Here is a 14391-nt window from a genome sequence, read left to right on the forward strand (position 1 = left end):
TCATGCCTGGCTTCCTCCCGTCCCTGTGTATCCGCCTGCCCCATTTCCACTTGCTTGCATATGCCCCGAGCTAACTAGTCCGCCCCCAGACCTCGCCTCCACACATGCCTCTTCCTTGCATTCCGAATAATAATTAGTTACCTTCTTCGTTGGTTGTGTATCAATCAGCGTCATGCAGTGCTTGCAATAAATGGCTCCCATTTCTATACCGTGATTTCGCATGAATCCTTCACCCTTTCCATCATTAGATTGGCTACATCCATTACGCGGCATGCATATGCCCATTCATTGTCATACCAAGCAATTACTTTAATCTGATTGTCCATGACCAGCGTCGAAAGCCCGTCTACCATAGCCGATTTCGAACAGCCAATATAGTCGGCCGATACGAGCGGCTCCTGTGCAAAGCCGATATAAGAAGACTTGCTGCCTTCTGCAGCCGCTTTCAAAACTGCATTTACTTCCACGGCTGTCGTATGGCGCTCCGTTTGAACGGTGAGGTCAATTAACGATACATCCTGCGTCGGAACACGCAGCGACATGCCCTGAATGCGCGAGGACAAATGCGGCAGCACATCTGCAAGCGCCTTGCCGACCCCTGTCGTCGTAGGCACAATAGACTGGGTGCAGGATCTAGCCCTGCGCAAATCCTCATGCGGATTGTCCAAATGATTTTGATCAGAAGTATAGGAATGCACCGTCGTCATCCAGCCAGACTGGACACGGAACGCTTGATCCAGTACATGAAGGACCGGAGCCACACAGTTTGTCGTACAGGAGGCGGCTGATAACAGCTGATGCTCCTCCGGGCGATAAAGATGCTCATTAACACCCATCACAATCGTCAAGTCCATTTGCTTGCCAGGCGCTGTAATGAGCACCCGATCAGCCCCTGAAGCAATATGCTTCAGCGCACCTTGCCGATCATTGAATTTCCCGGTTGCGTCAATGGCCAGCTCGACACCATAACGATGCCACATAATGTTCTCTGGCGCTCTTTCATATACGACCTGTATGGGATGTCCGTTAATGACCAGCTGCTGATCGCGAGTCCGTATATCAGCCTTCCAGCTCCCATGTACCGAATCGTATTTCAATAGATGAGCAATGGTCTCCACAGGATAAACGCTGTTAATAGCCCTCAATACAACTGCCGGATTCGGCTCAGACAACATTTTCCTAACGAGCAGCCGTCCGATTCTCCCCATTCCGCTAATGCCAACCCCGCGGTGCATTTCCTCATTCCCCCTTCGCTTATTTGCTAATAGCATACATCATTACACTTTTATAATACAACATAAATATTTTTATGACGCACTAAATAATTTTTTATCACCTTTAATTGTCACATATATGTCGAATTAATCAGGGAATACCGCTATATGATGCATCACAGAGATAAAGCTTTCGATGGCCACCAATCCCTTGCCTTTACGTACCTGTATCAAGAAATACAAATTAGCCCTTAGATCATTGCTGATCCAAAGGCTGCAATTGTTGTTTAATGGTCGATAGCAACTAAACTCTTCTTTCCTATGATTTATTTCCGCCTTTGCTCGCTTTACTGCCTTGCTTGTCCGAGGTGCGAGTAGTTGTATTTTGTGCGCCATGCCCTTGCTGCTTAGCCAATTCATATCCCTCCTTTCGAAAAACATCCATATATGATTTACAAAACAAGCATTATTATTCACACCTCTATAATGATCGGGAGAATCATTGGCCTTCTTTTGGTTTGGGCAAATAAGAAACGTCCCAAGGTGTCTCTTAACGTCTTCTTCATCATATTCCACTGGCTTCCGTGCTCCTCCAGCAGTTTTTCAACTGTCGCTTCCACAAGCTGATTGATCTCTTGCATGAGCGCTTCGGAGTCCCGAACATAAACAAATCCCCGGGAAATGATGTCCGGACCGGAAAGAATATGCCCTTCCGTTTTGCTAAGCGTGATGACAATAACAAGAATGCCGTCAGCCGAGAGCTGTTTTCGGTCGCGGAGTACAACATTCCCAATATCTCCAATCCCTAATCCGTCCACCAACATATTGCCCGCAGGGATTTTGCTTCCTTTACGTGCAATTTGGTTTTCGATTTCCACGGTCTCTCCATTGTTAACGATAAAAATGTTCTCCTCGGCAACTCCCACCGACCTCGCAAGCTGCTGGTGCTGATAAAGCATGCGGAATTCGCCATGAACCGGAATAAAATATTTGGGCTTCATTAAGGTAAGCATTAATTTCAGCTCTTCTTGGTTGCCGTGACCGGATACGTGCATACCTGTTGCGCTTCCCGAGCCATATATAACATTTGCGCCAAGCAAATAAAGATTGTCAATGATGCGCGCAACATTGCGCTCATTGCCCGGAATAGCGGTTGCGGCAATAATAACCGTATCGCCCGGCATAATTTCGATTTGCCGATGATTCGAGCTTGCCAAACGTGAGAGTACAGCCATAGGCTCTCCCTGGCTTCCTGTACATAGGACAGCAATATTTTCAGGGGCATAACGATCCGTATCTCCGGCATCGATAAGCATATCGTCGGGAATGGTTAAATAGCCTAACTCCTTGGCTACAGAAGTTACATTCACCATGCTTCGGCCAAGCAGGACAAGCTTTCGGCCCGTGTTAGCGGCCGCGTCAACAATTTGCTGAACCCGATGGACGTTAGACGCGAAAGTTGAAATAAACACCTTCTGCTGAGCTTTGCTGAATGCTTCTGTAATGTGATCCCCAACCAGCCGTTCCGATGGCGTAAAGCCAGGCCGTTCGGCATTGGTGCTTTCTGACAACAGCAGCAGCACGCCATTTTTGCCAATATCGGCCATTCGATGCAGATCAGGATATTGATGATTGACGGGTGACATATCAAATTTAAAATCGCCTGTATGTACAACCGTTCCTTCAGGTGTATGCAGGGCAATTCCCAAGCAATCCGGAATGCTATGGTTAGTGCTGAAAAATGACACCTGAATCGGACCAAAGGCGATACGCGAATTCGAATCAATTAAATTTAGCTGCGTTGTACGAAGAAGGCCATGCTCCTTCAGCTTTATTTCAATCAGGCCAATGGTTAATCTTGAGGCATAAATCGGGATATTCAGTTGTTTCAAAAAATAAGGAATGCCGCCAATATGGTCCTCATGTCCATGTGTTATGATTAGAGCCTTTACCTTTTCTGTATGATTTAACAAATAGGTTACATCCGGAATAATGAGATCAATGCCCAAAAAACTCTCGTCAGGAAATTTAGATCCACAGTCAATCACGATGATATCGTCCGCGTATTGTAAAATGTACATATTTTTACCGATCTCATTAACCCCGCCTAATGCAGCAACGGATAGTTTATTCCGCACTTTCACCACAATCAGCCTCCCGTTCTATTTAGTAAAAAGACGCCCGGAATGGGGACCGGGCGTCTTTTTAGTTGCATATGGGTACTTAATTCAACCGTAAACTTTTATTATTTTCTAAATGTTGCTGTTAATGAAGGGCTGTTCCTTTATTAGGCTCTGGCATTTGCGGTGTTTCGGCGGATGGTGAAAATGTATTCAAAATTTGCTGCATATCAGCATCATTTAATTGCGGCACCTGATAATAAGCGTTTTTATTTTGATACATAAAGAGCTCATAGGACATTTCAATAAAATTTTGCACTTGGGATGCGAGTACACGGCGGACAACCGGGTTCGTTGCTTCAAGAGCAGACGTCGTTAACAGCGAAGCATGCTTTTTAACGATGCCTTGCATAAAACTACATACTCCGGCATCATTGACATCGGCTAGTGATTGTATCGGTTTTTTCGGCGAGCTTTGCTTCATGCCGTATACCGTCGGTATTACCTCATTAATCAAATACGTTGATGTTTTTTGGCTTGGCGCCTGCCCGGTCTTAAAGCATTCAGCCGTCAAATTGTATTGCGATTGCATAAATTGATATTGCTTGTCGATAAGATTAAGCAGCTCCTGATCCTGTGCATATGGTCTGAAAATCATATATTGATCCATTGCGCTAATGCTGCAATTCAATACCTCCTGCAAATCAAAAAGCTCATGTCCTCCATGATTTTTGTTCATTGCCTTCTGTGTTTCGTTATTCGCTGTAGTTTGCTGCTGCATCATCAATTCTCCTCTTTGTTATTCCTTCATTTATAGTTGTTAATATGAAAGCTGGAGGCTGAATTTATACATCCCCGTTTTCTAAGAGGCATTTTTACCGATTCGATGGCGCGTTCTCCGTCCCGATTGGGACTTCCACCCTAGAGATGACGATCATGCTGGGCGTACTGCAAAAAAAGCGTTGATGAATGGCCATCAACGCCTACTGCTTCCTGCTTATTGTTTTTCACTAATTGTTTGGACTTATTATTTTGAGTTAATGTTCGACCGTGCCTTCTGCCCCGCCTCCCGTCAACGTGACGACAGACTTCGCTGGAATAATCGCTTCAAACGAATAATCGCCTTGTACAGGAATGCTCTCCCCGCGGACAAGATCTCGACCCGCCGACGTAATATACGGTTCCATGAATGCAATGGAATGGTGCCGATCCATGCCATTCAATGAAACCCGAATGCGCTTGTCATCCTCGCTGTCATTGACGAACACAGCTGTAACCGTCTGCTCTCCTTCATGTACATAAGCTGAACCCAGCAAGCCGCTGCGCGCCTCTTTATCCAGTCCTGCAAGCGAGATGCGCTGCGCACCCGGACGGATAAATTTGCTGTAATTGCCGAGTGCCCACATGATTTTAGAAGTCAGAATATTTTGCTCGTCACCCGCTTCGCTAAAATCAGTATAGATCAGGCCGTCCTTGTAATCGACCTTGGACACCGCTGTCCACCACTGCCAAGCAGCTGCATTTGCTTCAGTCAAATCAAAATGAATCGTGCGGGCCACATGCAAAGCAGGCTCCATGCCAAGGTCACGCCCGGGACCATATTCGCCAAGAATGCAATATTCCGTTACCCAATATTTAGCCTTTTCGTCGTATGTTTTCAGATTGGCAGCCAGCAATTGCCTCAGCTTGCCCAGCCGGTCATCGCCCGGATTGCTGTAATCGGACCAATAGGAATGCGAAGCGATTTTATTCCCAATCGCTTCCTTGAGCACGGGATCGCCGAGCAGCTCCTTAATATATTCCCGGTATTTCCCTGTTCCGAGACTATTGGCACCGCCCGAATAGGTCCCGCTCCCTGCATACTGCCCATAATATTCATCATCCAGCAGCGCTGTAATTTCTACGCCGTCTGGGGCGCTGATTTGCGCCTCAAGGCCGCTTGCTTTCAACTGCCGGTGCAATTCAAGAATGACACGCTTAAGATCGTCGTTGTTATAACGATTGCCTTCTTGCTGGGCCAAATTCCAATCCCAGGTCGGCTCATTAATCGGGCTAATATATTGGAATGCCAAGCCTTCCTTTCTAAAATGCTCTAAAACATCGATTAAAAATGCCGAAAATTTTTCCTCATAACCTTCTTTCAGATTGGTGGAGCCGACTTCTGAGTCCGGCTGGGCATGACCATTTTTAGTCATCCAGACCGGCGGGCTGTTTACGAATGCGATCAAAGTGTCCACGCCCCGATTTTTTGCCGCCTGAAGAAACCATTGCTGACCCGCCTGGCTGCTCCAATCATATTCCCCTTCCTCCGCAAGCTTGAACGATTCCGCCCGCCTCCATGGATCTGGAATACGCGTCTGGTCCGTGTCAATCGAGCCTGCACCGATATTGAAGCGCCAGGCCGACAGCCCAATTCCTTTCTCTCTTGAAAATAGCAAATCCGCAACGCGATTTTTATTTTCTTCCGTCCAATGCTTTCCCAGTGGCTCCATCGACCATGCGTCGGACGCCCCGAAATTATCGATCGTCTGATAGCGGACCGCTGCGTCGAGCGATACATTTACATCAGGCGGCGCCAGCTGCTGGACCTGTGCTTCCTCCTTTTTCGGGCTGCTTGCGCTATCCGAACGATTTGATGCGAAATTGAAATACAAGCCTACAGCTGACGTGAACGCCAAAACGATTACAACTGTCAATTTCTTTTTCATCCGCCTCTCCTATCCGACCAAGCCTGATCGTTCAACACTCTCTACAAAATGCCTTTGCACAAACAAATACAAAATAATAAGCGGCAGTATAGCCATCAGGACGCTGGTGTTCATCATCATGGACATAAAGAACGGATCCTGGACGTAGGAAGCCGTTTCCGCCTGCCCCCCTCCGCTCAGGAATGTAGCAATCGCATAGCCGGAAGAAGCCATCATCGACGACATCACCTTAGGCTCATTCAAATACATGTTCGTAAAAAAAGAATCGTTCCACTGCCACACAAACGAGAACAGCATGACGGTCACCATAGACGGGAGCGCATTAGGCAAGATGACGCTTCTGAAGGTTGTAAAGTAGCCAGCCCCATCCACATAGGCGGCTTCTTCAATCTCTCGCGGAATCCCTTTGAAAAATTGCCGAAAAATATACACATACAAGCCAGTCTTGACGCCCATGCCTAGCGCTGCCGAAATAATAAACGGCCAGTACGTGTTAATCAAATTAGCGGGCTCGCCTTGGATCAGCTTAATCAGCCCGAAAAGATCAAAATTTTTAAATTGCAAATAAAGCGGAACCATAATCGTTTGGGCCGGCACCAAAATGGTAAAAATAACACCTGCGAACAAAAAGCCGCTTCCTCTGAATTTCACCCGGGCGAAGCCGTAGCCAGCAAGCACGCACGTTACCGTCTGAAGCAGCATGACCGCAGAAGACAGCAGCAGCGTATTGAGCAGCACTTGCGGATAGTTCATCGCTTGGAATACAAGCTTGAAATTGTCGAGCGTCAGCGTATGCGGCACCCAAATGACCGTGGAATCATACAAATCATCCATGCTTTTGAATGCAATCGACAGCTTTAATAAAATCGGGTAGACGATGACAAACGATATGCCAAAAATGAGTACGAATCGGACGGCCATCCACAGCCATTTTTTTGCAAATTCTAGCCAATAGGCAGCGGATGCCATCCGATGATGCAATTCTTTTTTCGTTGACTGTTGCATCTCAGCGGTCTCCTTCTCCATGTCCTTCCTCCCTTAAACCGCTAATCTTGATAAAACACCTTGCGTGAAACAATCGATGTCGTTATCCACAGCACAAGTGCAATGACAGCAAAATACATCCACGCCATCGCCGCGCTGAGGCCAAAATCATAGCTTTTGAATGCCGTATCTACAACTAGCCGGCTTGTTTCATCACTAATGAAGCTGTCGATAATCGTATAAACGAGATTCGTCAAAATTAACGGGCTGATCATCGGAAACGTAATTTTCCAGAACGCCTCGTAGCCCGTTGAGCCTTCGATTTTAGCCGCCTCGTACAAAGAAGGAGAAATCGACTGCAGACCCGCCAAAAAAATCAAAATTTGGACTCCCGATTGGCTGATAATTTCATAAATTCGGCTAACGGCACCTGTCATATACTCCACAAAGGTTATACTCACCCCTGATTCGATGAGCAGGACAGCGAGCTCTAGATTTTTCATAATGGACAAGCCGCCGCCGGTTGTATCGTTTGCGCTGCGAACGACGGATTGCATCAAATCTCCGTTCTCGATGCTGGCGATAATGCCGGATGCCAAAATAACGGGGAGGAAGAAGATCGCCCGAGCCAGCACCCGTCCTCTGAACCGCTGATTAAGCAGCACCGCAAAAAACAAGCTGAATATGATGATGAGCGGTGTGTTGACGGCGATATCTACGACCGATTCCGTCAATATTCTGACGTACGATTCATGCGAGAACAAAGCTTCCCGGTAATTGGACAGTCCGATAAAGTCCAGGCTAAAGCCGTCATTCGTAACTTGCAGATTGCTAAAGCTGTACCTGAGCGATGACAGCAGCGGCACCATAAACAGGAACACAAAGCCTGCAAACCAGGGAAGAATGAAATACAGTCCGTAATACCTGTTTTTTTGTTCAAGCGAAAGCTTCCTGAACCTCATCGCTGTGCTTCACCCCCAACCCAATAATCCTTTGCCCTAACTGTAATTCCGCCCACTTGAGCTAGCGCATCAGTATAATTGACGATAATGGTTTTCCCTTGTTCGAAAGTGGTCTGGTACACTCCATCTGCCAGTGCCCGATGATCAACAATCGCTTGGTCTTGCACATCATGGAGAACGTCGTTAAGTTCACCGTATCTTTGCGCTGCTTCGTCGATCCAGCCCCGGTAATCGGCGGAATACAAATGGTCGAACTCCGTCATTTTGATCGCGGATGAATCAGCAAAAAACCACGTGTAATGCAATGAAGAGCCCGTTTCGAGCGCTTTTAGAAAGTTGTAGGTGGAATCTTGGTCATCTGCCATATTCCAGGCGTTTCCAGCGGTATGCACATAACCGTGATAAACCAGTTGAAAGAAAGGAACGCTCTCATCGGTAATATTAAAGCCGCTGCTCGTTATCGGCGCATTCACAATATGCCGCGCATAAGGGATCGAATAAGCGTTTCCGCCTTCCACCAGCACTTCCTTGACGGAGCCGCTCATTTGCTTCAGCTGCTGCTTTACGATCTCTTTCGCTTCCTCGCGATCGATAACCTCGGAACGATTGAAATCGGAGTTCAGCTCGCTGCCAAGATCCCTAAGCGACAAACCAGAGAGCTGCAGCTTCCCGTAATCGTCCATAAATGCTGCTGTCATTTTCGGCAGCAACTTCGGACTGACTACATAACCGGGCTCGCGTTCATCCTCTTGACTGAAGCTGGCCGCGCTGTAAGGATAAATTTCCGCCAGCCTGCCCGTAATGAATCGGGAAGCTTCACTCGACTTTTTAAAGCCTTCCGCTTGCGGAGCTGCCTCAAGAAAAGCCGCATCAGGAAACAGCGATATGCCATTCGCATCGGCATATGCCTTGAGCTTGCTTATACCTTTGCTTCCGCCGAGCTGCTTGTCAACGGAAATCGACTTCGGCAGGTTATGGTTTAGGCCCTCGTTAAACCAGCCTGTATAACGCAGCTTGATGCCGCTGATTTTCTTATCCAGCATTTGGCTCATAATAGTCTCCGCCTGATCGAAAGTCGTAAGCGGCTCATAGGCGTTATAAGGAATGCCTAAGAAAAATTTCTTTTTCGGTATGCCGCCAATCAGCTCGACATAAAACGGTACATCCCCTTCATCCGGCAGCTTCGTTAGGCCCGTTTGCTTAATCAAATATTGGCGATAATGCGCCGCCATGCCCGAATAGCTGGCCTCACCCGTGCCGAGAAAGCCGTAACGGACCGTCATATCCCCGGCAAAAGGCTCCGCTTGAAACTTTTTGACCGTGCTGGAGCGCCACCCGTTCGTCAAGGTAACCTCCTCCAAATTAGTCAGCGTAAAACTGGGAAATACGGTATTGTAATCGTTCAGCCTGCCGCTTACGTCCGCTTCGACCGCGGCAACCGCATCACCCTTTTCAATAATCCCAACAAATGCCCGGTTCTCATATTTCATTCCGAATACAGGCAAGCGCGCAGCTTCCTCTTTCTGAATTTTAATGAGCTGGCTAATGGATGCATCGGAACCATAAAGGGCCGTCCGGAACGGCGCGTCGTAGGTTTTGCCATTGTTGAAACGGATCAGCGAGCCCGATCCATCCGGCACGAACGTATAACCTTCATCCTCGCGTCCGCTTGCGCCAAAAAACGGAAGCAGCGAAAGCGTCTGAATTTTCATCGCAGCCGGATATTCGATCTCGCCCGCCGCAACTGTTGCCAGCAGATGCTCGCCATCCAGCCGATAATGCAAAGGAATCCGAACACTTGCGCTGCCGGTAGACGCTTCGCCATAAGCCGCCTTATCGATTGCTTTCTGCTCTTCGTCATAGCCGATCCGATTAAAGATTTCGGTAACCTTTGCTAATCCGATCCCTTTAAAGGAGGAGTCCCTTCGTTCATAACGCTGCTTTGCCTCATCGTATTTAAAGCGCTTTTCAACTTCTCTTTTGTCCACCGACTGTTCGATTTTATCCAAAATGACGGTTTGAAAGCGGTCCGCGCTAATATATTTAGGGATCGCATCCATATCGCTTTTGACCTCCCCTAGCGTATAGATAATGTCCAGTCCACCGCTTGCCTTCTCTATGGCATACTGGCCGTTCTGAACGCTATGGGTGTAATTGTCATACTTCAATGCATTTCCCGCGCTGTCAAAATAAGCGATCTCGACCTGCACGTTCAGCTTCGTCTTGTTATAGCCGGTTGCGACCGGATCGTCTTCGCGATTTTGCGGATTGGAATACCAAATCGCTTGGCTGCGCTTGTCCCGAACGGCAATTTCCGTCGTTTCGGGATTGACGTACAACGCTAAAAATTCATTTTCAGCTGCTGATTCCATCCCTTCAGGCAATGAAGGCAGCTTGCCGGACTGGCCGCTTGAGCCTGCAAGCCCGCTATGTTGTCCGTTGCTTGATACTGGCTCGGCTACGACCTCGGACGCATATTCTGCGAAATTGGTGCCTTGAGCTATAAGCAAGCAGCCAATAAAGACTGCCGTCATGATGATCGCAAGCTTCCGCTTCACCGTTTGGCCCCCTTTCTTATGCTCGCAATGAAAGTTCCTGATAAATCGTGTATACAAAACTAACGATTTGCTGGATCAGGCTGAAGAAGAGCAGCCCAAGAAAAATAATGACGCCCATCACTACAACTGTTAACAGCATCGTCATGATCGTCTTCGTCACCGTATATTGATGAACCGTCATCGTTCCAATAAACAGCAGCCAAACAAACCATAGCGCTGCCGCCGATTCCAGCAAGTAATAGAATGAAGCCTCGCGCAGCGTAATCACATTGCTGAGCAGCATATTGGGCAAATAAATCAAAATCAAAGGAAGCAGCGCATAACCCGTCGCGATGACAATCTCTTTGAATTTCCCTTCTCCATCCATCAGCGTAGTGAGCGACCAGTTCGCGACACACCACAGAAGGAAAGGAAGCACAATGTACTTTAATTCATCAAAGCTGTTTAATTCCAACGGATGATTATAGTTGACGACATAGCCAGCATACTGGCGTTTCAGAATCATCGTAACCGTCACGGCGAGCAAAATGGCAAGCGCGATCCGGAGCTTTCCTTTGTTCTCGTATTTCAGGTCCCAAAACCCGTCAAAGGGATGGAATGCAACGTGCAGCGAGTACCTAGCCTCCTTGAGAAACCGCATCCTGTTTCAGTTCCCCCTTTCTGAGCCTCATGCTTCGTCGAACGGCGATAACGACCAAAATCAGCGGGATCAGTATCGTCATATAGATCCCAAAGTGCTCGCGCATATATTCCCTGCGATATTTCGTTAATGCTTTGGAGTAATATTCCCTGTCGTTGCCCAGTTTTAGAAAAGTCATCGCTTGCTTATATTCGCCTTGGCGCAGCATCGACTTGCCGATGCCGATATAGGCCATTTCATAGTTCGCATCGAGCCGGAGCACTTCCTTCCACAGCTTTGCTGCTTCATCGTGCTTGCCTATGCTGTACAATCCATTGGCCTCATTAACGAGGCTTCCGAATTTGGTCGCTGCGAACTCGGTAATTCTACCCTGATCGCGGTCCAGAACATACACCCGATTGCCGGAGCTTTCAACCGCAACCGGATTTTTAAACGTGCCCTGCTGATTGCCCAGCTGGCCAAATACGTATAATAAATTGCCGTCTTCGTTATAAGTAAAAATCCGTCCCCGGGTAGAATCAAGCGTCCGGTAAACGCCATTGCCGCTAACATCGATGTCAATGAAGGCCGAGCGCATTCTGCTCAAATCTCCTACCGGGCCTATATTCCCGTTTATCCGAATAACGTCAATGCCCGATGGGTTCAGCCTTTTGACAGGGGCTGAGGTTTGCTTGTCGGCTGTAGTCGTAAAGATGAATCCGTCCAGATCAACATCTACATTGTTAAATTCAATCGGAACAAACCGGATCAGCTTTTCCCGCTGCTCTTTAGTCGATACCGTCTTCCAGAATAAATCTACAGGATCAAACTGCACCCGGTTCGTCCCCATAAAACCAGTAAAGCCGCCCTCGCTGTCAAATTCGATAATGCCCTCGAAGACGCCTCTGGCGACAACGTAAATGCGGCCGGCTTTATCCACAATGACCTTTCGCGGGAAATATTCAAAATTGCTGCTAATGACCTCCGACTTTGGAGCGGTAATTTCTCTGACGAACGCTCCGCTGCCTTCCAGCTCGACGACACGCCTATTTTCAGTATCCGCCACAAAAATATGACCGCCCTCTGTCACGAAAAGGCCTTCCGGATTATTGAAGCCGTCCTGCTTGCCGTTATTCTGAAATTTCTTAATTTCACGGACTGCCTTCCACTCGCTGTCAAGCACGACAATTCGCCCGTTTCCTGAATCCAGAACGTATAAATAACCGTCAGGCGCTGCAAACAGATCAGCGGGAGAGCTCCATGGCCCTACACCTATTTCTTGTCCCGTTATCGTCTTGGATGGAAGATACGCGATTGGCGAATGAACGGTCTCCCCCCAATAGGAATAGGTATACCCCTCATACGGCGACGCGTGGGCCAGCTTCGGGCTTAAGCCGGCGAAGAGCAGCACAGCTGCCAAAAACAAAATCGCTCGCTTTATTTTCAATCCATACGCCCCCATCGCTTTAGTCCTTCATTCCAGATGAAGCCATCGTCTGAATGACATTGCTCTGCGAAAAAACAAACGTCACAATTGGCACGGTCATCATAATCACCGCAACTGCGGCGCCCACCCCTGCGCGGGCAATACCGCCTTGAATGATTTGCCCCATCGCATAATGCATCGTCTTGAGCTGTTCGCTGTAAATAAAGCTGCCTCCATCCGTTCCCCAAAGCATTTGCATCATTAGGATTAGCAGCGTCAGCCAGGCAGGCTTGACGAGCGGCATAACGACCTGCCAAAATATCCGGTATTCGCTGGCGCCGTCGATCTTGGCAGCTTCCAGCAAAGCATCCGGTATTTGCTCCATGAACTGCTTCATTAAGTACAGGCCAAGCGGATAAGCAAATGCCGGAACGATTACCGCTTGATAGGAGTCCATCCATCCCAGCACGGACATAATCATATAATTGGGAATCGCCGTCACATGCGGAGAAAACATCAGCGACAGAACAATAACCGTGAACAGCACTTTGTGTCCGCGAAACTTATGCTTGGCCAGCGGGTAAGCTGCCGCCGATGCCAGCAAAATATGTCCTGCCGTTCCTGCCGCCGTAATAAAAAATGTATTGAAAATATATCTGGAAAATGGAACCCATGAATTTTTCATGACTTGAAACAAATCCGCGAAATTTTCAAGCGTTGCATTTCTGACAAGCAGCGTAGGCGGGAATATAAACAACTCATCAAGCGGCTTAAAAGCATTATTCATGACATAGATTAACGGAACTGCCATAAAGGAGCCAAACAAGCCCAGTACGAGGAGCAGCATCATATCCACCTGCCAGGACCGGTTCACTCTTTTTTTCAGACGCATGGCCAGCTTCATCTCGCCTATTCCCCCACCCTCTTCAGCAACTTTTGAACGGCCAGATTAGTGCCCAGCATGAGCATAAACAATACCGTTGCGATAGCAGACGCGTAGCCCATTTCAAAACGAATGGTCCCGTAATCGACCAAATGGGTCACGACCGTATGTGCCCCATATTGCACGCTTGGAAAACCAGCCAAAGCCATCGCCACATCAGCTACTGCCAAGGAAGACGTAATCTGGATGACGGCGCCAAACATCAGCTGCGGCCTCATGGAAGGAAGGGTAATAAACCACAGCTCCTGCCAGCGATTTTTCACCCCATCCACCGCCCCTGCCTCATACAATGTGCGGTCAACCGTCTGCAAGCCGGCAATAAACGCGAGAAAGCTGGTTCCAAGGCTGAGCCACAGCTGGACGATAATAATAATTTTGAGCATATAGTCAGGATTTTGCAGCCATTGAATCGGCTCGTAAATAAACCCGATCTTCATTAGAAAGCCGTTCATAATGCCATACGAATCGCTTGAAAAAATAATTTGCCAAATAAAGAAGACGTTGCCCGAAATCGAAGGCGCAAAAAACACGAGCGTCATAAATGCCCTAATTTTCGGATTAAGCTCATTGATAAGCCACGCGAATACAAAACAAGCGATATAGCTGACCGGGCCGGTTATGACTGCAAAAATAAGCGTATTTTTAAGTCCAATGAGAAACACATCGTCATTCCAAAGCAGCTTGGAATAGTTTTCCCATCCGACCCAGCGCGGAAATTCAAGCATATTAAAATGCGTAAAGCTGAAAAAGATTGAAATGACGACCGGCAGCACCGTAAATAACAGAAACAGCACCATATAAGGAGCCAGCAGGACAAACAAATGCTTATCCCGCTTCATATCCTTGATGAACAGCTC

12 protein-coding genes are annotated in these 14391 nt (G+C 47.8%); all 12 read right to left on the reverse strand.

The annotated features are described in order from the left end of the window. Positions 1–222 carry a GapA-binding peptide SR1P gene (locus BBD42_RS30225; RefSeq protein ID WP_172455675.1) on the reverse strand — a complete coding sequence of 74 codons (222 nt, stop codon included), beginning with the start codon at positions 220–222 and terminating at the stop codon, positions 1–3. Continuing rightward, complete coding sequence (gene gap / locus BBD42_RS30230; RefSeq protein ID WP_099521181.1) at positions 204–1235, reverse strand: type I glyceraldehyde-3-phosphate dehydrogenase; 1032 nt, start codon at positions 1233–1235, stop codon at positions 204–206. The genes BBD42_RS30225 and gap overlap by 19 nt, the downstream gene beginning before the upstream one ends. Positions 1236–1687: 452 nt before the next feature. After that, entirely contained in the window at positions 1688–3358 is a 1671-nt protein-coding gene (locus BBD42_RS30240) for a ribonuclease J (RefSeq protein ID WP_099521183.1), read from the reverse strand. A 121-nt stretch (positions 3359–3479) separates the two neighbouring features. Then, positions 3480–4115, reverse strand: a complete 636-nt coding sequence (locus BBD42_RS30245; RefSeq protein WP_099521881.1) for a spore coat protein — start codon at positions 4113–4115, stop codon at positions 3480–3482. 256 nt (positions 4116–4371) lie between these two features. Then, on the reverse strand, positions 4372–6042 hold the full coding sequence (locus tag BBD42_RS30250; protein WP_099521184.1) for a glycoside hydrolase: 1671 nt from the start codon (positions 6040–6042) through the stop codon (positions 4372–4374). Positions 6043–6051: 9 nt separating this feature from the next. Beyond that, entirely contained in the window at positions 6052–7047 is a 996-nt protein-coding gene (locus BBD42_RS30255; protein WP_237163285.1) for a carbohydrate ABC transporter permease, read from the reverse strand. 41 nt (positions 7048–7088) lie between these two features. Further along, positions 7089–7988, reverse strand: a complete 900-nt coding sequence (locus BBD42_RS30260; protein WP_099521185.1) for a carbohydrate ABC transporter permease — start codon at positions 7986–7988, stop codon at positions 7089–7091. Continuing rightward, complete coding sequence (locus tag BBD42_RS30265) at positions 7985–10546, reverse strand: DUF5696 domain-containing protein (protein WP_099521186.1); 2562 nt, start codon at positions 10544–10546, stop codon at positions 7985–7987. The genes BBD42_RS30260 and BBD42_RS30265 overlap by 4 nt, the downstream gene beginning before the upstream one ends. A 16-nt stretch (positions 10547–10562) precedes the next feature. Further along, positions 10563–11186: a YIP1 family protein gene (locus BBD42_RS30270; RefSeq protein WP_099521187.1), complete on the reverse strand. Its 624-nt coding sequence runs from the start codon at positions 11184–11186 to the stop codon at positions 10563–10565. Beyond that, complete coding sequence (locus BBD42_RS30275) at positions 11164–12612, reverse strand: gluconolactonase (protein ID WP_172455676.1); 1449 nt, start codon at positions 12610–12612, stop codon at positions 11164–11166. The genes BBD42_RS30270 and BBD42_RS30275 overlap by 23 nt, the downstream gene beginning before the upstream one ends. Before the next feature lie 19 nt (positions 12613–12631). Further along, on the reverse strand, positions 12632–13495 hold the full coding sequence (locus BBD42_RS30280) for a carbohydrate ABC transporter permease (RefSeq protein WP_099521189.1): 864 nt from the start codon (positions 13493–13495) through the stop codon (positions 12632–12634). 5 nt (positions 13496–13500) lie between these two features. Continuing rightward, on the reverse strand, positions 13501–14373 hold the full coding sequence (locus tag BBD42_RS30285; RefSeq protein ID WP_442952539.1) for a carbohydrate ABC transporter permease: 873 nt from the start codon (positions 14371–14373) through the stop codon (positions 13501–13503). Between the last annotated feature and the right edge of the window lie 18 nt (positions 14374–14391).

Origin of the sequence: Paenibacillus sp. BIHB 4019, from assembly GCF_002741035.1 — a bacterium.
In the GTDB taxonomy this organism is placed as follows: domain Bacteria; phylum Bacillota; class Bacilli; order Paenibacillales; family Paenibacillaceae; genus Pristimantibacillus.